The sequence below is a fragment of the Candidatus Dadabacteria bacterium genome (assembly GCA_026708565.1).
Taxonomy (GTDB): domain Bacteria; phylum Desulfobacterota_D; class UBA1144; order Nemesobacterales; family Mycalebacteriaceae; genus Mycalebacterium.
In genome coordinates, this window is sequence record JAPOUR010000002.1 from 43,470 (window position 1) to 66,131 (window position 22,662).

The window sequence follows — 22,662 nt, forward strand, 5'->3', positions numbered from 1 at the left end:
GTTTTTGTATTCTGTCAGGAGAGTTGTTCAGGTGAGAGGTAAAAAGATGTTAAAGAGTTTTATGCGCCGAGCGCTGTTGGCGGTTGTTGGCTTGGCCGTCAGCGCCCCGCTGGCAAGCGCAGTGGAGATAGACTTGGATGAGTATCCGAGTTTCTTCAGAACCCGCGCGCGCTACTTCAACAAGACAACCTACAAATACGGCAACCCCGCCGACAACAGGGACAGAATCTTTTTCGTTGACAGCACTTTGAGAGTCTCCCCCCGCCTCCAGCTCGGGGAGAATGTGAAGATTGTTGTTCAAGCGGATATTGCGGACAATGTGATATGGGGCGGCATTACAGACCAACTCCTCGGCGGCGGCTCCACGCTTGTCAACTCTTCAATATCACCCACGGACAGTTACAGGGGAGCGCTGCTCACTCCCACATGGGACAAATATGCGTATCTTGACCGGCGCGTCCGTGATGACGCCGTCCGCCCCGGCTATCCGCGGCTTGGCGAGTCATGCCCGGACAGCCTCCCTTCAAGTTTCGGCGTTGCATGCCGTCCGACAAGTTCCGGCTCCGCCGTTGCAGATGACGGCGAGGCGCGTTTCAATGAAAACGCCGCCGTTGACCCGGACGCCGGATGGTTCAACCTCCGCACGGCGTACGCCCACATTGACCTTCCCAAATACAGGGGCTTCCTCAGAGTCGGACGCCAGACATTTGACTGGGGGCTTGGAATCGTTCAGAACGGCGGCAATGACCCTTCATCGGACTTTGGAACGCTTATAGACCGCGTACTTGTGGGGAAAACGGCGGAACTCAATTCCGGCTCCACAATAACCGGCCTTCTTTTCGCGGACATTTACGCCGGAGGAACGGGAAGCAGTCTCGCTCCCCCGAGGAGACCGGCGGCGCATCAGGGGCTTGGCGGCGCGATAGTGTATGACGCCCCCGAAGCATTCTGGGGCGCGAACACCACCCTCGGAATGTATGTGTATCCGTGGATGAGGCATGAAAACTTTGTTACGGACAAATACTTCAACGCCGGAACCGGAGACCTTGACCGGCTTACCGTTTACTCGTTTATGGCGGACTTCCGCCGGGGCGACTTCCGCCTTGTCGGAGAGTTTCACGGGGCTTTCGGAAAGATTACGGACGTGAACGGATTCAAGGACTGCGCGGAAACCATCTGTCAGGAATTGGTTATCTTCAACAGAGACGACAATGTTGAGATAAAGCACCACATGGCGTGGGCGGCGCGGCTGGAGTTTATGCCTGAAAAAGCCCTCCGGAAAATCGGCGCGGAATACGGATGGGTTGACGGAGACCGGTCGGGGGAATACTGGAACGGACAGAACGACAACGAAATAGAGGGCGGCCTTCTGGCTTTCAGCCCCGCATACAACATAGACAACCTGCTGTTCAAGCACATACTGCCCACCATATACCAGAGCGCGAGCAACGGGTTTTTCTCTCACACCGAGGCGGGCATACAGAACTCCCGCTACCTTCGCGCATACGTTGATTTCCGCCTCTCGGACTGGCTCACAATGAAGAATCAGTGGATTGCCGCATGGAACAACGAAACCGAGGGTGTGTTTGTTGAAGGCGAAAACCTTGCCAGTTTCATCGCCAATGAGGTTGAGACCACATTCAGGTTTAAACTCGCCGAAGGCGTTTTCCTTGATTTCATAGGAAGCATTGTGCTTCCCGGAACGGGTCTTGAGCAGATGTATGAGGCGCAGGCATGGAACGAAATCGTCCGCCGGAGCAATGATGACATATTCTTCACGGATGCCAGCGGCGAGTGGCTCGGCGGAATTCCCCTGCAGCCGGGGGCGCACGAGGACAATGACAGAGACCTGATTGCCTACTTTGTTGACGGGGACGGCAACGAAATTCATCCGGGTTCCGGCAATCTCAGGGTTGTGGTGCCGGGTGTCCGGCTGTATGGCAGTCCAGACCGCTGCCTCGGCAGAAATGCCCTCCCCAGAGATATTGCCACCGGCCAGCCCCGGTGTGTTCCAAACTTCAAGTTCCCGCCTCTGGGCCCCGACGGCAGGGTTGACCTTACTACCGCGCCGGAAGAGGACACGGGGGCGGATGTCCACAGACGCGCCTACAATGCGTTGAGGCAGGAGTTTTCAGAGCAGTATCAGAGCGACAGGAGCAGGATATGGTCTCTCCAGACCGTCCTGACCGTCAACCTCGGCGGCGGCGAATAAAGCCGCATAGGGTTAAAACCTGTTACAATAGGCATACGGGGTGAGTGATGAGTTTTTCATCGGTTGCGGCGTTTTGTTTGGCGTCCGTTCTGGTTTTTTCTTTTCCGGTTTCCTCCGCGTCTGCGGCGCGGTTGCTTTCCATTGACGAGGCGCGCTCCCTTGCGTTGCGGCATAACAAAGACCTTCTCATAGCGGCGCGTTCCGCCGAGGCGTCTCTTGGCCGTCTTAAGGCGGAGAAAGGCGGTTTTGACCCAGTTTTTGATGTCCGCGCCTCTTATGACAAAACCTCCGAGCCGTCCGAATCCGCCCTTGTTTCAGACAGCCTGAAAACCCGCCGCTCCGCCGTCAGCGCGGGCATTGCGGGAGACCTTCCGACCGGCGCGTATTACGACCTGTTCCGGCTTTCCGTCTCAAAAGACAAAAGCGATTCCCCTCTCCGGTCTCTCAGCCCTTCGTATTCCTCAAGCGTTGACTTCAGGGTGGGGCAGAACCTGCTCAGGGGTTTCGGCGGCGGCGCGGCAAAAACGGCGGTCGCCTCCGCCGCGCTCAGAAGCGACATCTCAAACCTTTCCCTCCGGGCGCGCGCGGCGGACACCCTTTTTGAGGTTGAGCGCGCCTACTGGAATCTTGTCGCCGCGCGGCTTAACGCCGAACTTACAAAACAGTATCTGGAACTTGGCTCGGACCTGCTTGAAAGAAACCGCGTGAAGGTCAGGGAGGGCGTTTTGCCCCGGCTTGAGGAGATGAAGGCCGAGTCCGCCGTGGCGGCGAGAAGGGTGGAGTTGATAGAGGCGGAAAACTTTGTCAAAAGGGCGGAAGACCACTTGAAAAACCTTATCGGGCTGCCTCTTGACACCGCCGTTCTGCCAGCCGATTTGCCGTTTGATGAAGGCTTTGACCTGCAAATTCACTCAGACCACACGGACATATCCGCGCTCATAGAGGCCGCCTTTGAGAACAGGGCGGAACTCAAGCAGGCGCACAAACAGGTGAAGATAGCCGAACGTGAAAAGAGTTTTCGCAAAAATCAGCGTCTGCCGGGCCTTGCCCTTGAGGGGGTTGTTTCCCTGCGCGGTCTCGCGGGAGGGGAAAACCCCGACCGTCTGATGTTTGAAGGGGCGGGACCCTCCGGCGTTTCAGACTCTCTGACCGGAGGCCTTTCGGACTCCCTTGACCGCGTCCGGGAGGGCGATTTTGTGAGTTGGGGGGCGAGTGTAAAGATGTCCGTCCCCATAGGAAACCGGCGCGCTTCCGGACTGTACGCCGCCGCCTCCGCCGAACTTGACGGCGCGGTTTTGCAATACGGCAAGGTTCGGGAGGCCGTCGCCCTTGAGGTCAGGGAAGCGGCGGATGCGCTGTGGAGCGCGGCAAAGCGCGTTGAAGCCGCCGACACCGCCCTTGCGGTCGCCCGCGAGGTGCTTGAGGCGGAGAAGGAAAAATACGCCGTCGGTCTCTCCACAACCAGAGAAGTGCTTGAAGCCCAAACCGGCCTGGTTCTGGCGCGTTCGGAAAACGTCCGCGCCGCCGCCGACTACAAAACCGCCCTCGCCGCCCTGCGCCGCGCCACCGGAACCATCATAGAGGAAACCGGCGTAGAGTTTTAGGGGCGGCGCGTATATTGCCGCTCCGCTCTAATGCTTGAAATGCCGGACGCCGGTCAACAGCACGGCCATTCCGTGCTCGTCCGCCGCGGCGGTTGTTTCGTTGTCCCTAACGGAGCCGCCGGGGTGAACGGCGGCTTTTATTCCTGCCTTTGCCGCCTCGTCAATGCCGTCTCTGAACGGAAAGAAGGCGTCAGACGCCATAACACACCCCTCCGTGGGGGTTTGCGCTTTCATCGCGGCAAGCCGCACTGAATCCACCCTGCTCATCTGCCCCGCGCCTATGCCGACCGTTGCGCCGTCCTTTGCGAACACAATGGCGTTTGACTTCACATGCTTGCACACCTTCCACGCAAAAAGCAGGTCGGCTTTCTGCTCCGCCGTGGGCGGGTTCTTTGTGGGGCTCTCCGCGCCGTCAAAGTCCGCCTCCGCGCCCGTGTCCCTGTCCTGGAGAAGAGCGCCGCCCGTAACCTTTTTGATGTCCGCGCCGCCGTGAGCGGCGGAGGCAAGCGGCGGGGTCTGCAAAACTCTTATGTTGGGTTTTGCCGCAAACGCTTTCAGGCAGTCCTCCGTGAACCCCGGAGCGATGACAACCTCAACAAACATATCCGCAAGCGCGGCGGCAAATTTTTCGTCCGCCTCGCAGTTGAGGGCGATTATTCCCCCGAATGCGCTTACCGGGTCGCACTGCCGCGCCTTTTCAAACGCCTCCGCCGCGCTTGCGCCCAATGCCGCGCCGCACGGGTTGTTGTGCTTCACTATTACGCAGGCGACGCCCTTTTCCGGGTCAAACTCCTTTGCCAGTTCAAACGCTGAATCGGTGTCGTATATGTTGTTGAGCGAAAGTTCCTTGCCCTGAATCTGCCGCGCCGTCCCCACACACGGCTCGCCTGTGTTTTTCACATTCGCGTCAACATAAAACGCCCCTTTCTGGTGCGGGTTTTCTCCGTATCTGAGATCCATGCGTTTTGAGAGGTCAATAATAAGGCGGTCAGGGAAAACACTGTTTTCGCCGCCGCCGTCCCGTCCGGACAGGAAGTTTGATATCGCCCTGTCGTAACCCGAAGTGAGCGCAAACGCCTTGAGCGCGAGGCGGTTGCGCGTTTCATCCGAAACGCCGCCCGCCGCAATTTCGTCCGCCACCGCCCCGTAGTCCGCCGGGTCGGTAACGACTGTTACAAACTTGTGATTCTTTGCCGCCGCCCTCACCATCGCGGGGCCGCCGATGTCTATGTTCTCCACCGCTTCGGCAAAAGAAACGCCGGGCTTTGCGACCGTTTTTTCAAACGGGTAAAGGTTCACAACCACCATGTCCACCGGCTCTATGCCGCCGTCTTCCATCTGCTTTGCATGGCCGGGGTCATCACGGACGGCGAGAATACCGCCGTGTATTTTCGGATGAAGGGTTTTGACCCTGCCGCCGAGGATTTCTTTTGCGCCCGTAACTTCCTCAACGCGCACAACGGAAACTCCCGCCTCCTCAAGGGCGGCGGCTGTCCCGCCGGTGGAGATGATTGTTACTCCGAGTTCCGTCAGCCGTTTTGCGAACTCCGCAACGCCGCTTTTGTCTGAAACGCTTATGAGGGCTTTCTTGATTGGTGGCAACTCATTCACCTGACTATGTGGAAGGCATATCTTATACGATTTTTGCCGCCGTAAAAAAACCCCATAAAAAAAGGGAGGCCGCCCTTGTGAGGCGGCCTCCCAATTTTTAGCACAATGCTAAGGCTTTATTAGCCCTGGCTGTACTGCGGGAGCAGGAAGCGGTGACGCATCGTGTATTCAAACGGTTTCGCATAGGCGATTGCCCTGCTGTCCGTTGCTCCGAGGTCGTCCGCAGACCTTTCCACCGTCTTGGTCCAAATGGTTTTGGCCGGCGGGATTATCAGGTTGAAAGTGAAACTTATCAGCCCGACAACCTCTTTAGCCGGAATCTGGCCGCCCATGAAATCAAAAGGCGTGCCGGACATGTACCAGGCGCGGATGTCATCTCCCGTTGCAGTCCTCACACTGTCCGGGTCAAGCTGGAAGCGGTGTCCCGTTCCAAATGCCGGAGGCAGCTCCGAAGGCAGGTAGGTAACCTCGTGGATGCTTGAGGTTACGTCCGGACGGGTCGTGATGCGGTAATTCATCCTTCCCCAGTCAGTCTGTCCGTAGAAGGTAGGCTTCACAGACAGCTCCTTGTCGGAGTAGCGGCCGTTTGCAGTGTGCAGAATGTAGCCCCGACGCTCCATGAGCATGTTGAAGTAGTTGTTGTTCGTTCCATGCTCAAAGGCGGCGATGTAGGCGGCCTTTTTCGGAAATCCGAAAGGCTCCTTTCCGGCCCATATCGGGGAGTCATTGGAAAGATACATGTAGGGGTAGTACCCCGCCTTGTATGTGTTTCCGTCCTCACCGTTAACGGCGGCCGAAAAAGTTACGCCCATCTCCATGTAGGGGCCGAGCATCGTGTTCTTGTGGATGACGTACCAGAATTCGATAACGTCGTCCTGAAGCTGAATCGGCTCAGGCAGAATTTTCTTCATGTCGTTCTCATCTGCCCTAATTACGAATGCCATCCAGCGGCTCTCCGTGTAGGTGAGCGGCACGATGTCGTAGTCAAAGACAGGGTCGGCGACACCCTGAGAGATGATGTCTATCCTGTCTCTGTCCATTGGCAGCGGGGGGACTTCCCCTTCCGCGAGCCAAGGGTAGCTGTACTCATTAGCTTGCATTCCCATTGTTCAATTAACCTCCTTGAAAGTTAACATCAGGAACCCTGACTTATCGGGAACTGCTGGCGCAGACCGTATTTGTACGGAGTAGCAAATCCGGCGTAGTCAGCGGGTCTCTCGTAAGTCTCATTCCAAAGGACCTGCGCGGGCGGGATGACAAGGTCAAACACGAACGAGATGAGTCCCGTTACTTTGTCAATCTTGAGTTCCGTCCCCATGTTGTCAAACGGGGTGCCCTGCATAAACCAGTTCACGGCGTCGCCGGAAGCGGTTCTGGTGTGTTCAGGTTTGATCTGGAAGCGGTGTCCTTTGATCATTGAATCAAAGGGCGGCGGCAGTTCGGACGGCAGGTATGTGAGCTGCCACTCGGAGCTGGAAACATCAGGCCTTGTGATGACCTTCATGTTAAATTTGCCCCAATCCGTCTTTCCGTAGAAATACGGCGGCTTCACGTCCTTGTCGTCAAACTTACCTGTTGCGCTGTGCATCAGGTAGCCGTTACGCGACATTGCAAACCCGAAGAAGTCGGTTCCCTTCTCACCGCCGTGCACTGAGCAACGGATGTAGGACATCTTTTTGGGAAATCCAAGGACACGCCCCGCGTCAACGGGTGCGTCTCCGGTGAGATACATGTACGGGTAGTAACCGGCTTTCCAGACGTTACCTTTCGGGTCCTTGTAGGTCGCCGACATGGTAACACCAAACTCCAGGTACGGGCCGAGCATCGTGTTCTTGTGGTCAACGTACCAGAATTCAACAAGGTCGGCGTCGTCCCCGTCCCACGGCTCAAGCGGCGGGTTAGGGATAAGGCGGCGCCTTGTCTCTTCTGAACAGCTGACTACAAAAGCAGACCAACGGCTGTCCGTGTAGGTGAGAGGAAGGACGTCTATGTCCCAAAGCGGATCCGAAGGATTCGCTATGATCCAAGACTTTATATCCCTCTCAATCGGAGGAGGCGGAACCTCCTTCGTCATCTCCCAATATTTACTTGGGACATTGAGGTGACTAGGCATAAGAGTAATTACCTCCTTTTTGGTAATCTCCCGGCCGCCACCTAGTTCTAAATGCGACCGGGGCAATTGATGTGGGAGTTGCGGGAAGAAGAGTGTGAGAACGACCTTACACCCTGCCCGCTACCCCAACCTCGCCGTAACTGTAAACACCGCTACTGGGGGCTGTCAATAGCGAAAGCGAAATTTTTTCAAAAAATTAAGTCTAAAATCTAACGGACTCCGCGTCCGCGCCCCCAAGCCGCCCCCGCATCCCTCAAATATAGTGTAAGTGCCTGAAATGTATAACTTTTTTGCACATACGCCGTTTTCAGCCGCAACCCCGCCCGCCGGTCGGCTGCTTTTGAGGCGGCTGTTTTGCCCGTCTCTGCGGGGCTTCAATAAAGTAAACCGCTTTTCCGCCTATTTCCCGCGTATGACCATGTAGGTAACCTGTGCCACGGCGACCTGCCGTCCGTCCGTGTCCGTCAGGGAGACGTCCACCGGGCAGAGGGTTCTGCCTGCTTTTATGACGGTTGCAGCGGCGGTTATGTCCGAGCGGCACGGGCGGAGAAACCGGATGTGAATGTCCGTTGTGGTAATGACGGCTTCCGCTCCGGCAACCGTCAGAACGGCGGCCGCCGCGACCGTGTCCGCCGCCGTGGTTATGAGGCCGCCGTGGAAGGTGTCAAATATGCCCTCGTAGTTTTTCTTTCTGGGAACTCTCAGTTCGCACGTCCCTTCGTCCAGCCTTGTTATCTCGGCGGAGAGGAGTTTCATTATGGGAACTCCGTTCATCTTCCGCTCCACCTCTTTCAGAACAGCACTTTTTTTTGCGTCCATTTGACAAGCCCTCCGGTGTTTGCCGCTTCCCGGCTCTCTTTTTATGGTAACCTGTAACTCCCGCCTGCGGCAACGGCGCGGGATTTTACCGATGGCCGCAAAGATAATAGACGGAGAAAAGATTTCCGCCCGCTTGCGGCGCGGCATCGCCTCGGAGGTTGAATCTCTCAGAGAGTCAAGCGGTGTTACGCCCGGCCTCGCGGCCGTTCTGGTGGGAAACGACCCGGCTTCCGAGATATATGTGGAGCGCAAAACGCGCGCGTGTGGCGAGGTGGGAATTCGCTCCGAAGAAGTGCGTCTCGGCGCGGAGACGACCGAAGGGGAGTTGCTCTCCGTCATAGAGCGCCTCAACGCAGACCCGGAAGTTCACGGCATACTGGTTCAACTGCCGCTCCCTCAGGGCATAAATGAAACCGCCGTGCTGGGCGCGGTCTCGCCCCTGAAAGATGTGGACGGCTTTCATCCCGAAAACATGGGAATGCTTATGGAGGGCAATCCGCGTTTTATCTCGTGCACGCCCTACGGCATTATGGAGATTATTGACCATTTGGGGATAGATGTTCTCGGCAAAGACATAGTGGTTATCGGCAGAAGCAACATAGTGGGCAAGCCGGTCGCGGCGATGCTTTTGAACAGAGACGCCACTGTTACGGTCTGCCACTTGTGCACGAAGAACCTTGCCGCTTTCACGCGCGGGGCGGAGATACTTATAGTTGCCATCGGCTGCTCCGAGTTCATCAAGGGGGATATGATAAGGGAGGGGGCGGTGGTGATAGATGTGGGAATCAACAGGGACGGGAACGGCAGGATAACGGGAGATGTGGATTTTGAGTCCGCATCAAAGGTGTGTTCGCGCATAACGCCCGTTCCGGGCGGGGTTGGCCCTATGACTATAACAATGCTTCTGAGCAACACCCTTCAGGCGGCGCGGTTGGCGGTTGAAAGGAAGGGGTAAAGGTTGCCGTCAGGGACGGAGCAAGTCTGAGATTTCTTGAAAATCAGGATGGTTTTTGTGTATGTCTTGCCACATATCAAAAGTCGTTTTGCCCTCACTATCCCTTGCCTCAATATCCGCCCCCGCTTTCAGTAACTCCCTTATTGCTTCAGTTTGCCCTCTGATCGCCGCCCACATCAGAGATGTCTCGCCGAAATTAGCCTTTGCGTTGACATCCGCCCCTGCTTTCAACAACTCCCTTATTGCTTCGGTTTGCTTGAACCATGTCGCCCCTATCAGGGCTGTATTACCGAGATTACTCCTTGCCTCAATATTTGCCCCCGCTTTCAGCAACTCCCTTATTGCTTCGGTATGCCCTTTGGTCGCCGCCACTCCCAGAGCTGTATTGCCGAGATTATCCCCTGCTTCAATATTCGCCCCTGCTTTCAGCAACTCCCTTGTTGCTTCGGTATGCCCTAAATACGCCGCCACTCCCAGAGCCGTATTGCCGAAATTATCCCTTGCGTTGACATCCGCCCCTGCTTTTAACAATTCTCGTATTGTTTCGGTTTGTCCTTCTACCACCGCCACAATCAAAGCCGTCCTACCGTCATTATCCCTTGCATTAACATTAGAACTCTTCTTGTAAAGAAAAACCATTCCCGCCAAGATAAGAACTGCCACAACTATTGCTACCTCCATCTCAAACCCTCCTGTAACAGTTTAATGTAGGCATTATATCCACCCACCAAACCGCTTCTCCACAATTCCACAAACCTTTCCACACAGTTTCAACGGGTTTTCCACAGTTCAGGGGCAGTTTTCCACACCCGGATGTGGAAAAAAACGGCTCTCTTTCATCTCAACCCTGAAGTTGTCTTTAACGCCCGCAAGCATCTCCGCAACTGTTTCGCCCGTTTCCGGGTGAGTGAAACCGGGCGCAATGAGGGCTAACGGCTCAAGAATAAAACGCCTTTCACGGGCAAGCGGGTGGGGAATTCGCAACCCCCCGCTTTCAATCACTTCGCCCCCGTAAAACAGTATGTCAAGATCAATTATTCTCGGTCTGTTGTTTCCCTTTTCCCGCCGCCCCATTGCCCTTTCAACCTCCTGAAGTTTCATCAGCAGGTCTTCCGGAGCGGGCGCGCCCTCCAACTCCGCGACCGCATTCATAAAAAACGGCTGTTCATCCTCCACGCCCACCGGCTCGGTTTCAAACAGGGGCGAGACCTTTACGACAGACGCAAAAGATGACACATGCAAAAGCGCGCGGACGCAGTTTGCCTCCCTGTCGCCAAGGTTTGTTCCTATTCCGATAAAGATTCGCGCCCCGCTCAAGAGTTCCGCTCCCGCCTTATCATATCGGACACAAAATCCCCCGCCCTTGCGACCGCCTCTTTTTCGTCCAGCCCCCTTGCAAGAAACGCGCAGAGGGCGGACGAGAACACACAGCCCGTTCCGCGCGCGCTCCCGCCCTCCCTTTTGCGCCTGATTTTATGAGACCGCCCGCCGGAAAACAGCAAGTCGCAAACCTCGCTTCCCGGCAAATGCCCGCCCGTTATGATGACCGCGCGCGCCCCGAACGCCCCTATGGCGCGCGCTGCGGTTTCCATGTCATCCTCGCTTTCCACCGCCCCGCCGCAAAACCTGCCCGCCTCCTCGGTGTTGGGCGTAACAAAGTCGCACAGCGGGAGCAACTCTTTTTTGAGCGCCTCCACGCCGCCGTCAGTCAGCAGGGGCGAGCCGGAGGAGGATTTCATAACGGGGTCCGCCACTATATTGCCGAGGGAATAGTCCCTTATGTTGCGGCACACGGCGATGACCGTTTCCTCGTCAAACAGCATTCCCGTTTTTGCCGCGTCCGGCGCTCCCGCCTCCACAGCGGCGGCGAACATGGCGTCTATAAGGGCGGTCGGGGTTTTTTCCGCCGCCCGAACCCCGCCGCCGGTCTGCGCCGTCAGGCAGACGCACACCGCGCTTCCCCGGACGCCGAGGGCGGAAAATGTTTTCAAGTCGGCGCTGAGACCCGCGCCGTCCGAGGAATCAAAACCGGCTATTGAGAGCGCGCTACGCATGGCTTGAACTGTTTAACAGACGGCGGGGGATTTTACAAAAACGCGCGGGGCTGTATAATTGCGGTCTCAAGTTCAAACGGAGAGGTGAGTTATGGGAGAACCGCAGATATTTATGCCCGAACTTTTCAGGGAGGATGAGGAGGGGAGAGTCCGCCTTGTCGCCGGATACTGCCCGGAGTCAAAGAACTGGACATTCCCCCGGTATCTTGCCGACCCGGTGAGTTTCACCGATAACATTGAGGAAAAACTGCTGAGCCCCACCGGGGTTCTTCACTCTTTCACAGTCGTGCGCAGGCACATGAAGGAATATGAGAATGTGATTCCATTTGTGCTTGCCCTTGTTGATTTCCCTGAGACCGTGCGCGTTATGGCGCAGGTTGAGACCAAGGATTTTGACGCGCTGACCTTCGGCGAAGAGATGGCGGTTACCACCGGCATCATAAGAAAAGCCGCCGACGGCAGCGATGTGGTTTCCTACAAATTCATCCCCGTGCGGGAAATGAAGTAACTAACCTACCACTCAGCCCTGATGGTCTTGCCGGGCACAAGCCCCTTCCTTTTCAAAAATCCCGCCGGAAGTTCAAGGGCGGCGGTGTATTCAGCGCCGGGCGCGTATTTTCCCGCCTCCGCAAAACACCGCCGCTCCCACCGCCGCTTGCTCTCAAAAACCCCGCGCGGACACTTCTTCATCCTCACCGCCCGGACAACATTTCCGTCTTCTCCTATGTAGAGAATGTCCAGATCTATGTAAGTGTTGAGCATCCAGAATCCGCCCGACACGGGGGAGTCAAACACAAACAGCATCCCGCTTCCGTCAGGCAAATTTCTTCTGCACATCAGGCCGAGGGCTTTGTCTTTGGCGGAGGACGCAACCTCCGCGCGGACTTCCGCCCGCGCCCCCGCGCCTGAGAGCAGCACGGTTGTCTTTTCAAGCGGCGGGCGGGCAACCCCCCCGCAGTCAGACCGGAAGTGAAAGTCCGCCGCCGCTGGTCGCGCCCACAAAACCGCCGTCAGGCAGAAAACAAAAAACGCCGCGCCTTTCAACCTTCCATCGCTTCGGCGACCGCCCGCTCAACCGCGCCCCTTATTTCACCGAGGCGTTTTTCACTCTCCGCCTCAAAGCGAAGCACCAGCGCGGGCTGGGTGTTTGATGCCCGCACAAGCCCCCACCCGCCCGGAAACTCCGCCCGGACGCCGTCTATGTCAACGATTTTCGCTTCGGGGAATCTCTCCGCTATCAGGGTTTTCACCCTTTCCGCCGCCCCGAACTTTTTATCATCCGGGCAGTCCGCCCGTATCTCCGGCGTGGAGAAAAGGGGCGGAACATCCGCCAGAAGCCCGGAGGGGCTCTTGCCCGTTTTTGACACTATTTCCAGAAGTCTTACCCCCGCATAAAGCGCGTCATCGTATCCGGGAAACCTGTCTCCGAAGAATATGTGCCCGCTCATTTCTCCGGCAAGGTCGGCCTTCTCATCGGTCAGTTTCTTTTTCATAAGCGAGTGCCCGGTTTTCCACATAATCGCTTCCGCTCCGGATTTTTCCGACAGTTCAAACAGCAATTTTGAGCATTTGACATCACCTATTATCTTCGCGCCCGGCACGCCCGCGGCTATGTCAAGGGCGAAGATGAGCGTGAGCATGTCGCCCCGCACAACGTCTCCGCCGCCGTCCACAACGCCGAGGCGGTCTGCGTCTCCGTCAAACGCCATTCCCAGAGGAAGGTTTTTGTCCCGCACCGCCGCAATGAGGTCTGCCAGGTTTTCCTCCACTGACGGGTCGGGGTGGTGGTTGGGAAATGTTCCGTCCGGTTCGGTGAACAGCCCCTCCGCCCTGCAGCCCAGTTTTTCAAACACAAGCGGAGCGGCAATGCCGCCCGTTCCGTTCCCGCAGTCGTAGGCAAACTCAATTCCCCTCTCCACCCGGACGTTTTCGCACAGAAAGTCCGCATATCTTCCGGTTATGTCGGCTTCGGACTTTTTGCCGCGCCCGACTCTTGAGGGCGGCGGGCTTGTTGCGAGAGCCCTTATGTCATCGCCGAACATGGCGCTTTTGCCCATGCACAGTTTGAGCCCGTTGTATTCGGGGGGGTTGTGGCTCGCCGTTACCACCGCGCCGCCGCCGAGGTCCATATCAAAAATGGAGAAATAAAGCATGGGCGTTGACACAAGGCCGATGTCAACAACGTTCACTCCCTCGCCTGTTATGCCGTCCGCGAGGGCGGCGGCAAGTTTCTCCGAGTCAGGGCGGCAGTCTCTGCCGACGGCGACCGTTTCCGCCCCCTCGCGCCTTGCCCTCGCGCCGTATGACCGCCCAATGGCGAAGACCGTCTCCTCGTTTATCTGGTCTCCCACCGTTCCCCTGATGTCGTACTCTCTGAAGATGTTTTGCATGTTTCCACTCATAAACTTGAGTATTTTACCTCTTTTACCGAGGGTATTGAGGACTTTAGTAGGTATGTTTATTACAGTAAAGCAATATAGATGAGGAACACGAAAAGCCATACGCATGAAGTCTGGGCAAGTCTAATTCTTTGCGATAGAGACCAGAAAAGGATTAAAAAATTCCTTGTAAGTGATTTTGGACTCAAAGAGAAAAGCGTAGTTAAGGAAATGCACCTAACCGTATACCATTCCCGTAGACTCTTTCGAGGTGTTTACCCACTTTCAGAGTCGGCTTCTGTTGAGTTAGATGTAGGGGATACCCGCTTCATGGTAATGATTTCAGGTGGAGAAAATCCTCGTGTTGGCGTTAAACCGGGAGACAAACGCATTGGTATCAGAGTGCAAAAAAGAAGCAAGACAAGAAACATAGTTGACCAATACCGTTCTTGCTTGACAGCACTGGAGTCTCAAGACATTCTCGGTAAGCGAAAACGTAGCACCAGAAGCCATAATGCTTTTGGTGCAAAATCTTTTCAACCCCACATGACATTACTGCTTCCCGGTAGCGGTATAGGGCAAGACCTGAGAGAGATAGGCATTGCTTTTCGTAAAACCCTAGGACTTTTAGTATTTGATAGATTCTCAGTTGAAGTCTCGAAGATTCGCTGACCAATCCTATAGAAATGAAGTACGCAGACAAAATCAACATTGAGCAACTGATGCCTGAATTAGGGTTTTTTGCCATTGGGCTGTAATAACTTACACTTCCACCCGTGATAACTCCTTCCTTTACAGAGTTCAAAAAGAAACTGAAACACGGAAACCTGATTCCCGTATGGGACGAGATACCGCAAGTTGACGACACGCCCGTATCCGTGTTTGCCAAGATAGACAGGTCGGAGCATTCGTTTCTTTTTGAAAGCGCGGACGGCACGGACAAGTGGGCGCGCCACAGTTTTCTGGGGTCGGGCTCAAACTGCATTTTCCGCGCCAGAGGGCGGAGTGTTGAGATCATTGAAAACGGCTCGGCGCGAACCGAAACGGGCGACCCGTTTGAACTTCTGCGGAAACTTCTGGGAAGATACAAGTTTGTGGCGGACCCCGGCGTTGCCCCCTTTTCCGGCGGCGCGGTGGGCCATATGAACTATGACGCCGTGCGGCTGATTGAAGACCTGCCCGCAAGCAAGCCCGACCTGCTTGGAGTCTGGGACTTGCACTTTGCCGTTACCTTTTCCGTCCTCATTTTTGACAACACAAACAGTAGCGTGAAAATCGTTGTCTGCGCCCACTGCCCCGATCCCGGGCGCGCAAAAGAGGTTTACGACTCCGCCACGAAGGAGATAGAGCGGCTGAAAAGCGCGGTTGCCGCCCCCCCGCCCCGGAGTTCCGCTCCCGCGCGGGACGGCGGCGCGGGAGCGCCGTCATCCAATTTTGAGAGGGCGGACTTTGAAAGCGCGGTCGCCGCAGTGAAGGAATACATACGCGCGGGCGACATAATACAGGCGGTAATATCGCAGAGGTGGCATACCCCCCTTGATGTGAAGCCGCTCGCTCTTTACCGCGCGCTGAGGGAACTCAACCCGTCTCCCTACATGTTTCTGCTGAAAACCGGCGGACAGACGCTTGTCGGCGCGTCTCCCGAAGTGATGGTCAGAAAAACCGGCGCCGTTGTGGAGAGCCGCCCCATTGCCGGGACCCGCCCGAGGGGCGCGGACGCCGCCGCCGATGACGCGCTCGCCCGCCAGCTTCTTGCCGATGAAAAGGAGCGCGCGGAACACATAATGCTTGTGGACCTGGCGCGCAACGACCTTGGAAGGGTCGCAAAGCCCGGCACGGTCAAGGTGGATTCCTTTATGAAGGTTGAGAGGTATTCGCACGTGATGCACATGACATCCAATGTGAGGGGCGAGATCGCCCCCGGGCGCGACATGATTGATTTGGTGAAGGCGGTGTTTCCGGCGGGCACGCTCAGCGGCGCGCCCAAGGTCCGGGCGATGGAGATAATAGACGAGATAGAGCCGAGCACGAGGGGCCCCTACGGCGGCGCGGTGGGCTATATGAGTTTTTCGGGCGATATGGACACGTGCATCGCCATCAGGACTTTCCTGATTAAGGACGGCTCAATATACTTTCAGGCGGGCGCGGGAATTGTGGCGGATTCCGACCCCGCAAAGGAATACGAGGAGACGGTCAACAAAGCGAGGGCGCTGATTAAGGCGCTTGAAAAGGCGCGGAGTGTAAAATAAGAAGGATAATGACCTTATTAAAAGGTCTTTACTTGCAATTTATAATTAACACCCCTTTGCTTGAGGAGAAAAAAGTATCGCCCTTAAAACTAATGCCTACGCTACTGCCACTCTCTTTCGCTCCCCCTTCGTGCATTAGTTCGTATTCCCCGCCTTCGCACATTTCAACGGCTTTTGCGTAGCATTCGTGAGTTGAATCGCACTCTATCACATATCCCTTTTTACCATGGGGACCAGTAATGGGCTTTGCGGTTGCACAACCCAGCAAACTAGCCGAGCACAAAAGGAGCACCAGAGCAGAAGAAAGGTTTACTTCCTTATTCATTGTCTTTTCTTTGTAGCGAGTGCCCCCATACTATAATAGGAACTGCGGAGCGTCAAAGGGGCTTTATCGTCTTGATTTATCATTCGTGTATAATTCTATCTCAATGATTTTAATGATAGACAATTACGACTCTTTCACCTACAACCTTGTTCACTATTTCTGCGAACTGGGCGCGGAGGTTTCCACCCGCCGCAATGACGCCATAACAACGGATGAGGTGGAAGAACTTGCCCCGGAGATGATAGTCATATCGCCGGGCCCGTGCTCTCCCGACAAGGCGGGGATTTCGCTTGAACTGGTGAAAAGGTTTGCCGGGAAGACACCCATCCTCGGCGTCTGCCTCGGTCATCAGGCGGTTGCCCAGGCGTTCGGGGCGCGCATAGAGAGGGCAAAGCGGCTTCTTCACGGCAAGACCTCCGACATACTCCACGGCGGCGGCGGCGTGTTCAAAGGGCTTCCCAGCCCGTTTCGCGCCACAAGGTATCACTCGCTCATCGTTGACCCGCCTTCCCTTCCCGATTATTTTGAAGTAACGGCGTGGACGGATGAGGACGAGATAATGGGCATAAGACACAAGGGCTTTTCCGGCGGGGGCAGGCTTGAAGGGGTTCAGTTTCATCCCGAATCCGTCCTGACAGAGCACGGAATGGAACTGCTTAAAAACTTTATGGAGGGAGGCGGAAAATGCTCCGCCCTTCGGCCCGTCTGACGGCGCGCGCCTGAACACCTGACCTGAAACAATGAAGGGACGTTCCCCCAAAATGGCAAAATCTAAAAGACGGCGAAACAGACCCGCGCCCCCTCCGCCCCCGCCTCCTCCGCCCGCTTCTGATGTCTCCGTTCTTCCCTCTTATCCCCGCTTGTCGCGGATAGTCCCGCCGGCGGCGCTGATACTGCTGGCGGCGGTCAGTTACTGGCCGGTTTATTTCGCCGGGTTTGTCTGGGATGATGCGGTGTTTACGGACTCTCAGGCGGTCGCCACATGGTCGGGGCTTTGGGATATATGGTTTACACGGGGCGGCGTGGAATACGAGGGGCATTACTGGCCGGTGATATACACCTCCTTCTGGCTGGAGCATAAGTTGTGGGGTTACAGCCCGGCCGGATTTCACGCGGTCAACGTCCTGTTGCACGGGACTGTTTCCGTGTTGCTGTGGCGGTTGCTGGCGCGGCTTGCCGTGCCCGGCGCGTGGCTTGCCGCGGCGGTCTTCGCCGCGCACCCGATACACGTTGAGGCGGTGGCGTGGATCATCTCCCGCAAGAACCTTCTCGCCACTCTGTTCTACCTGCTTGCGGCGGGCTTCTGGTTGCGCCACTACGAACGTTCCCAAACCGGCGACTACATAAAGATGCTTGCCCTGTTCACCGTCGGTATGTTCAGCAAGAGTTTCGTCATCACCCTGCCCGCCGCCATTCTGATATGGGAATGGTGGAAGCGCGGGAGTGTTACCGCCACGAGTTTTATGCGGGTCATTCCCATGTTGCTGATTGGCACGGTTATAACCCTCTACGACATAAGCCTCTTCACCGCCCGCGCCCACATAGAGTTTGAGTATTCCTTTGTTGAGCGCGTCATTGCCGCGGGCAAGGCGTTGTGGTTTTACCCCGCCAAAATGCTGTGGCCCGACCCGCTGCCGGTGGTTTACTCCAAGTGGGACGTCAGTCCGGGCGGTTTGCTGAACTGGCTGCCGCTGCTTGCCGTCTTTGCTCTTGTGTTTGCCTTGTGGCGGGCAAGACGCCGCATAGGGCGCGGCCCTCTGGCGGCGACTCTGTTCTTCGGAGCCACGATCTCGCCCATGCTCGGCCTCGCCGTTAATTCCTATATGCTGTTTGCCTTTGCCGCCGACCGTTATCTGTATCCCGCGTCCATCGGTTTCATAGCGCTCCTTGTCGCCGCCGCAGTGGTCGCCTGTCGGCGGCTGCCCGTCCCCGCCATGCGCGCGGCGCAGGCGGTTGCCGCCCTGCTGCTTGTCTGTTACGGCGCTCTGACATGGAATCATTCACGGATTTACCATGACGAGATAACCTTTTTCACCCATGTTTCCTCCCACAATCCGGACGCTCATCACGCCTATTACAACCTTGGCGTCGCCCTCCGGGACGAGGAGCGCACGGAGGAGGCGCTTGCCGCCTTCCGCAATGCGGTTAAGCAAGACCCGAATTCCGCAAAAGTTCACCTTGACCTCGGAGTGGCATGGTTGAAAACCAAGGATTTCCGGGAGCCGGAGATGGAAGACTACCGCCGCGCGGAGCGGGCGTTCCGCGAAGCCATAAGGTTGAAGTCCAAAGACGCCAAGGCGTGGAAAAATCTGGCCGCCGCTCTGCGCCGGCAAAAACGTTTCAAGGAATCGCTTGAGACTATGGAGACCGCTGCCAAGATAGATAAGGATGTTCCGGCGTGGCACTATTTCTACATGGGGCGTGACGCCGAGGAGCTGAAGCAGACCGCAAAGGCGGAACGTTACTACCGCCGTGCGCTGGAAGCGGACCCGGAATTCAAATCGGCGCTCAGGGAACTTGTTTTTCTTTACATGAATGCGGGCCGCTACGGGGAGGCGCTGGAGGCTTATCCCGAACTCCCCAAGTTTATTGACCGCCTTGCCTACGAGCATTTCAACGCGGGCCGCTTTGAGAAAGCGCTGGAGATTTACCGGCACGGCATTGCCGTTTCCCCCGGCGATGCGGATGTCCGTGCCAACCTCGGCGCGGTGCTTGCGCAACTCGGGCGTTACCCTGAGGCGGTGGACGCTCTGGAGAAAGCGCTGGAGATCAACCCCCGGCAGGAAACGGCGCTCGCCAACATAAAACTGGTGCGCGAGAGGCTGAACCGGCCCGAGTGATGTTCCGTCCTTGTGAGGTTGCGGAAAAACCGGTTAATCTGTCGTTGTAATCGGTATGGATTTTGTTCTGAACTCAACCGGGGAGAGGGGCGCAGTATGAAACTGCTTTTCCGTCCGCGCGACAAAAAATACATCGGCGGGGGCGACCTGCCTTTCGGCTCTTTTGACGATACGGGCGAGTGGCTTCCAATCACGAAATATCTTGAGGCGGGGGCGGAACGATTCGGGGAAAAGACCCTCTTTGCGGTCGCTGGCGCTGACGGCGAAGAGACCGTGTCTCACACCTACAAAGAGGCGAACGGGCTCGCAAACCGCATAGCCGCCGGTCTCACGGGCGGGCTGGGGGTTGTCAAGGGGGAGACGGTCGGCATATACATGCTCAACCGCGCGGAGTTTGTGCTTTCAATTCTCGGCATACACAAGGCGGGGGCGGTTCAAGTTCCCGTCAACAAAGATGAGAAGGGTGAACGCCTCGCCTACATAGTCAACTATTCCGGGCAGAGGGTTCTTATGACCGATGAGGAGAGCGTGCCTCTGCTTGCGGACGTGGCGGGCGAGATTAAGGATCTGGAGTTTGTGCTTGTCGCGTCTTCGGGCGGGGGCGGAAAACTGCCGGAGAAAATAGGCCCCGCGAAGGTTCTTCCGTTCTCGTTTTTTGAAAAGTTTCCGGCTGAAAATCCGCCCGTGGAGGTGTTGGTTTCCGACACCGAAAGGTGCATGTTCACTTCGGGCACGACCGGAATGCCCAAGGGCGTTTCAAGAAATCACAGCGGGGTTATCCTGACCGTGCGCGCATACCTTGAGCATCAGGGGGTGCGCAGCGATGATGTGCTGATGACGGTGCTTTCCCTCGCCCACGCGAACGCGCAGGTGATGTGCCTGTTCGCCTCAATAGCGGCGGGGGCGAGTTGCCGGATATACCCGCGGTTTTCCGCGTCCAATTTCTGGAAGTGGGCGGCGCAGTGCGGGGCCACGGTTACCAACATGCTGGGCTCGGTTCCCGAATATCTGTGGGCGGCTGAGCCATCGGAATTTGACTCAAAGCACGCCGTCAGAACAGTGCTTGCGGGCCCCGCGCCCAAAAACCGGACGGAGTTTGAAGAGAGGTTCGGCGTGCGGGTGGTTGAGGGCTACGGCTCAACCGAGATGGGGATGGCGCTTTGGCAGTATGCGGAGGACTTCCGCCCCGGCTCGTCCGGCTTTGTTACGGCGGGCTACCATTTGGAGATAAGAGACCCTGAAGACACGGACAGGGTTGTTCGGGAGGAATGGGACACGGAGAGGCATGATTCCCCGCCGCCGGAGTGCGTGGGGCTGTTGTTTATCCGCCCCCTGATACCGGACACAACTCTCAATGAGTATTTCAAAGACCCCGAACGGACAAAGCAGGCGTTTGACAGTGAAGGTTTTTTCAACTCGGACGACCTTTTCGCCAGAGGCGTGGACGGCAGGTATTACTTTCAGGGCCGTTACAGCAGGATAAGGGTTTCGGGTGAAAATGTTGACCCGAACGCCGTTGCCAACACCGCGCTGCGGCATGAGGCGGTCGGGCAGGCGATTGCGCTTGGCGTGCGTCTGCCCGAAGTGTCGGACGATGAGGTCAAACTCAACATAGTTCTCAACCCCGGCGCACAGTTTGACCATAAGCAGTTCTGCCTGTGGATGGCGGAACAGGTTCCCGTTTACATGGTTCCCAGATTCATCCAGATATACGAACAGTTTCCGCTTACCTCAACGCAGAAGATAAACCTCGGCGCGCTCAAGGCTGTCGGAGACGAAACATGGGACAGAAGCGGGTCGGGGATTTCGCTGAAAACCAGAAAGTAGTTTCGCTTTCAGGGTCGGTTTTGTTATAATAGGGTGGCGATTACGCGCCACAGGGAGGTTTTTTTAATGTTCAGAGTAATTTATTTTGCGGTGTTCGCATTACTTTTGGGAACTGCGGCGGACGCGCGCGCCACTACAAAGCCCTTGTCCAACGCTCAGGAGAGCGGAGTCAAAGTTTGCGCCCAGGCAATTCAGAGGGAATCCGAAATATTCCTCAAAGACAAGCCGCACGAAAGCCATGACTTTGTTTCCCCCGAGGAAAGGGAGATAGACAAACGACCGTTCTTTTCCATGTCTTTCAGCGGATATCCGGACGTGGGCATAAGCCACATAAACATAACGGCCACCCCCTCTCAGGTGGGAAGGAGAAAAACCAAGTGCGATGTGCATGTGACCGAGACTTTTCTGTCGCCCACCACTTGTCAGGAGTGGTCAAGGAATCTTTCCGCCGCTCAGGGCTTTGAAGTGCTTCCCCTTGCAAGAGACATAGTGCTGCTCCAGAACCGGGGGGAGGCGAGTATTTTCACCCAGTATTATCTGACCGAAGCGGTGGACAACAGGGGTTGCCTTGTAACCAGAAGAAGAACCGCCTACGAAAGATAGGTTTCCGCTACCACTGGAAAACCCTGTAGAGAAACAGCCCGTATAGGATGAGCAGGGCGGCCCCCGCTCCCCTGCCTATGGTTGCGCCCTTTTTCATAAACGGCAGGGCGACCAGCGACATGGCGGCGGCAAACGGCATCTGAAATCCCGGCGCGTCCGCGTCCACCGAAAGCGGGGCGGCGGTTGCGGTAATCCCCAGAATCACTATGTTGAACAGGTTGCTTCCGGCGATGTTTCCGATTGCGATTGAGTTCTCCCTCTTTGCCACGGCGGCCATTGACGCCGCGAGTTCGGGAAGCGAAGTGCCAACGGCGACCGCGCTCGCCCCGATGACCAGTTCGGGGACGCCCGCGCCGCGCGCGATGCCGGTTGCCCCCTCAACAATCAGGTCGCTCCCCAGCGCGAGCGCGGCAAGCCCCGCAAGTGTGGAGACCAGCACGATGCCGATGCCGCCCGAAACGGCGGGGATGTCCGTGACGGTTCCATCAGTGATGGGTTCGTTTTTGTTTGCCTGCCTCAGGTAAAGAGCGATTATCAGGGGCAAAAGCAGAGCGGTTACCGCCGCCCCTTCCGGGCGGCTGAGGTTGCCGTCCGCGCAAAGCGGTATCAGGGCCGCCATAAACAGGGCCGCCGCCGCTCCTTCCGCCCTCAGCCCCTGAGGCGTCCGCAACGGCAGGACGACCGCGCTCAAGCCTAATATCAGGCATACGTTTGCCACATTGCTGCCCGTTATGTTGCCCGCCGCGATGTCCGCCGAGCCTTTAAGCGCGGCTATGAGGCAGACGATGAGTTCGGGCAGAGATGTTCCGATTGCGATAACGGTAAGCCCCGCGACAACGGGATGAACGCCCACCCTTTTTGCCAGAGCGGACGCGCCGCTGACGGCGGAGTCCGCGCCGACCCACAGGCCGGTAATGCCGATTGCGAGAATGGTGATTTCAAAAAGCGCGGGCATAAGGAGGGGCTCGGAAATTGGGCGGGTGTATCCTACCCCGTCATCGCTTCCGCGCAAGCGGGCTTCGGTATTGCCGGGCGACTCCGGTGTCCGTCCGTTTCAGTCCCCCGCCGCCCC

The 22,662-nt window shown here is 56.8% G+C and carries 20 protein-coding genes; 10 read left to right on the forward strand and 10 right to left on the reverse strand.

Annotated elements, in window-relative coordinates:
- Positions 1-46: 46 nt before the first annotated feature.
- Complete coding sequence (locus OXF42_00365) at positions 47-2,212, forward strand: hypothetical protein (GenBank protein MCY4046554.1); 2,166 nt, start codon at positions 47-49, stop codon at positions 2,210-2,212.
- A 47-nt stretch (positions 2,213-2,259) separates the two neighbouring features.
- Positions 2,260-3,816, forward strand: coding sequence for a TolC family protein (locus OXF42_00370; GenBank protein ID MCY4046555.1), 1,557 nt, complete (start codon positions 2,260-2,262; stop codon positions 3,814-3,816).
- Between the two features lie 27 nt (positions 3,817-3,843).
- Here OXF42_00370 and purH read toward each other — a convergent pair whose 3' ends face one another.
- From purH to OXF42_00390, 4 genes are all read right to left on the reverse strand, one after another.
- Complete coding sequence (purH, locus tag OXF42_00375) at positions 3,844-5,418, reverse strand: bifunctional phosphoribosylaminoimidazolecarboxamide formyltransferase/IMP cyclohydrolase (GenBank protein ID MCY4046556.1); 1,575 nt, start codon at positions 5,416-5,418, stop codon at positions 3,844-3,846.
- Positions 5,419-5,546: 128 nt separating this feature from the next.
- Positions 5,547-6,467, reverse strand: coding sequence for an acetoacetate decarboxylase family protein (locus OXF42_00380; protein ID MCY4046557.1), 921 nt, complete (start codon positions 6,465-6,467; stop codon positions 5,547-5,549).
- A 95-nt stretch (positions 6,468-6,562) separates the two neighbouring features.
- Entirely contained in the window at positions 6,563-7,501 is a 939-nt protein-coding gene (locus tag OXF42_00385) for an acetoacetate decarboxylase family protein (protein ID MCY4046558.1), read from the reverse strand.
- A gap of 438 nt (positions 7,502-7,939) precedes the next feature.
- Positions 7,940-8,359: a PaaI family thioesterase gene (locus tag OXF42_00390; protein ID MCY4046559.1), complete on the reverse strand. Its 420-nt coding sequence runs from the start codon at positions 8,357-8,359 to the stop codon at positions 7,940-7,942.
- A gap of 91 nt (positions 8,360-8,450) precedes the next feature.
- Between OXF42_00390 and folD the strand changes: the two genes are divergently transcribed.
- Positions 8,451-9,314, forward strand: coding sequence for a bifunctional methylenetetrahydrofolate dehydrogenase/methenyltetrahydrofolate cyclohydrolase FolD (folD, locus tag OXF42_00395; GenBank protein MCY4046560.1), 864 nt, complete (start codon positions 8,451-8,453; stop codon positions 9,312-9,314).
- A gap of 9 nt (positions 9,315-9,323) precedes the next feature.
- Here the strand turns inward: folD and OXF42_00400 are convergent, their stop codons facing one another.
- The 3 genes from OXF42_00400 to thiD all read right to left on the reverse strand — a co-directional run bounded on the left by OXF42_00400 (position 9,324) and on the right by thiD (position 11,368).
- Positions 9,324-9,995: an ankyrin repeat domain-containing protein gene (locus OXF42_00400; protein ID MCY4046561.1), complete on the reverse strand. Its 672-nt coding sequence runs from the start codon at positions 9,993-9,995 to the stop codon at positions 9,324-9,326.
- A 108-nt stretch (positions 9,996-10,103) separates the two neighbouring features.
- Positions 10,104-10,631, reverse strand: a complete 528-nt coding sequence (gene folK / locus OXF42_00405; protein MCY4046562.1) for a 2-amino-4-hydroxy-6-hydroxymethyldihydropteridine diphosphokinase — start codon at positions 10,629-10,631, stop codon at positions 10,104-10,106.
- Positions 10,628-11,368, reverse strand: a complete 741-nt coding sequence (gene thiD, locus OXF42_00410) for a bifunctional hydroxymethylpyrimidine kinase/phosphomethylpyrimidine kinase (protein ID MCY4046563.1) — start codon at positions 11,366-11,368, stop codon at positions 10,628-10,630. Before thiD ends, folK begins: the two co-directional genes overlap by 4 nt.
- Before the next feature lie 91 nt (positions 11,369-11,459).
- Here thiD and OXF42_00415 point away from each other — a divergent pair, with 91 nt between their 5' ends.
- A complete protein-coding gene (locus OXF42_00415) occupies positions 11,460-11,876 on the forward strand; it encodes an OB-fold domain-containing protein (protein MCY4046564.1) in 417 nt (138 codons plus the stop codon).
- Between the two features lie 5 nt (positions 11,877-11,881).
- Here OXF42_00415 and OXF42_00420 read toward each other — a convergent pair whose 3' ends face one another.
- Both OXF42_00420 and OXF42_00425 read right to left on the reverse strand, forming a co-directional pair.
- On the reverse strand, positions 11,882-12,412 hold the full coding sequence (locus OXF42_00420) for a DUF192 domain-containing protein (GenBank protein MCY4046565.1): 531 nt from the start codon (positions 12,410-12,412) through the stop codon (positions 11,882-11,884).
- Entirely contained in the window at positions 12,409-13,770 is a 1,362-nt protein-coding gene (locus tag OXF42_00425; GenBank protein ID MCY4046566.1) for a phosphomannomutase/phosphoglucomutase, read from the reverse strand. The genes OXF42_00420 and OXF42_00425 overlap by 4 nt, the downstream gene beginning before the upstream one ends.
- Positions 13,771-13,848: 78 nt before the next feature.
- Between OXF42_00425 and OXF42_00430 the strand changes: the two genes are divergently transcribed.
- From OXF42_00430 to OXF42_00455, 6 genes are all read left to right on the forward strand, one after another.
- The gene (locus tag OXF42_00430; GenBank protein MCY4046567.1) at positions 13,849-14,418 is read left to right on the forward strand and encodes a hypothetical protein; all 570 of its coding nucleotides are present in this window, start codon (positions 13,849-13,851) and stop codon (positions 14,416-14,418) included.
- Between the two features lie 104 nt (positions 14,419-14,522).
- Positions 14,523-15,995 carry an anthranilate synthase component I gene (trpE, locus tag OXF42_00435; GenBank protein ID MCY4046568.1) on the forward strand — a complete coding sequence of 491 codons (1,473 nt, stop codon included), beginning with the start codon at positions 14,523-14,525 and terminating at the stop codon, positions 15,993-15,995.
- A 428-nt stretch (positions 15,996-16,423) separates the two neighbouring features.
- Entirely contained in the window at positions 16,424-17,029 is a 606-nt protein-coding gene (locus tag OXF42_00440; protein MCY4046569.1) for an aminodeoxychorismate/anthranilate synthase component II, read from the forward strand.
- 52 nt (positions 17,030-17,081) lie between these two features.
- A complete protein-coding gene (locus tag OXF42_00445) occupies positions 17,082-19,160 on the forward strand; it encodes a tetratricopeptide repeat protein (GenBank protein ID MCY4046570.1) in 2,079 nt (692 codons plus the stop codon).
- A 96-nt stretch (positions 19,161-19,256) separates the two neighbouring features.
- Positions 19,257-20,987: an AMP-binding protein gene (locus OXF42_00450; protein ID MCY4046571.1), complete on the forward strand. Its 1,731-nt coding sequence runs from the start codon at positions 19,257-19,259 to the stop codon at positions 20,985-20,987.
- A gap of 66 nt (positions 20,988-21,053) precedes the next feature.
- Complete coding sequence (locus OXF42_00455) at positions 21,054-21,590, forward strand: hypothetical protein (protein MCY4046572.1); 537 nt, start codon at positions 21,054-21,056, stop codon at positions 21,588-21,590.
- 7 nt (positions 21,591-21,597) lie between these two features.
- On the opposite strand, the gene OXF42_00460 is transcribed toward OXF42_00455, so the two are convergent.
- Complete coding sequence (locus OXF42_00460) at positions 21,598-22,545, reverse strand: calcium/sodium antiporter (GenBank protein ID MCY4046573.1); 948 nt, start codon at positions 22,543-22,545, stop codon at positions 21,598-21,600.
- Positions 22,546-22,662: the final 117 nt, after the last annotated feature.

Bases quoted from the DNA above. Each gene is read 5' to 3' on its own strand.
- folD (MCY4046560.1), top strand. From the start codon at position 8,451: ATGGCCGCAAAGATAATAGACGGAGAAAAGATTTCCGCCCGCTTGCGG.
- OXF42_00440 (MCY4046569.1), top strand. From the start codon at position 16,424: ATGATTTTAATGATAGACAATTACGACTCTTTCACCTACAACCTTGTT.
- OXF42_00380 (MCY4046557.1), bottom strand. From the start codon at position 6,467: ATGGACAGAGACAGGATAGACATCATCTCTCAGGGTGTCGCCGACCCT.
- OXF42_00365 (MCY4046554.1), top strand. From the start codon at position 47: ATGTTAAAGAGTTTTATGCGCCGAGCGCTGTTGGCGGTTGTTGGCTTG.
- OXF42_00415 (MCY4046564.1), top strand. From the start codon at position 11,460: ATGGGAGAACCGCAGATATTTATGCCCGAACTTTTCAGGGAGGATGAG.
- OXF42_00385 (MCY4046558.1), bottom strand. From the start codon at position 7,501: ATGACGAAGGAGGTTCCGCCTCCTCCGATTGAGAGGGATATAAAGTCT.
- OXF42_00430 (MCY4046567.1), top strand. From the start codon at position 13,849: ATGAGGAACACGAAAAGCCATACGCATGAAGTCTGGGCAAGTCTAATT.
- thiD (MCY4046563.1), bottom strand. From the start codon at position 11,368: ATGCGTAGCGCGCTCTCAATAGCCGGTTTTGATTCCTCGGACGGCGCG.
- OXF42_00450 (MCY4046571.1), top strand. From the start codon at position 19,257: ATGAAACTGCTTTTCCGTCCGCGCGACAAAAAATACATCGGCGGGGGC.
- OXF42_00455 (MCY4046572.1), top strand. From the start codon at position 21,054: ATGTTCAGAGTAATTTATTTTGCGGTGTTCGCATTACTTTTGGGAACT.
- OXF42_00400 (MCY4046561.1), bottom strand. From the start codon at position 9,995: ATGGAGGTAGCAATAGTTGTGGCAGTTCTTATCTTGGCGGGAATGGTT.
- OXF42_00425 (MCY4046566.1), bottom strand. From the start codon at position 13,770: ATGAGTGGAAACATGCAAAACATCTTCAGAGAGTACGACATCAGGGGA.
- OXF42_00460 (MCY4046573.1), bottom strand. From the start codon at position 22,545: ATGCCCGCGCTTTTTGAAATCACCATTCTCGCAATCGGCATTACCGGC.
- OXF42_00390 (MCY4046559.1), bottom strand. From the start codon at position 8,359: ATGGACGCAAAAAAAAGTGCTGTTCTGAAAGAGGTGGAGCGGAAGATG.
- OXF42_00445 (MCY4046570.1), top strand. From the start codon at position 17,082: ATGGCAAAATCTAAAAGACGGCGAAACAGACCCGCGCCCCCTCCGCCC.
- OXF42_00370 (MCY4046555.1), top strand. From the start codon at position 2,260: ATGAGTTTTTCATCGGTTGCGGCGTTTTGTTTGGCGTCCGTTCTGGTT.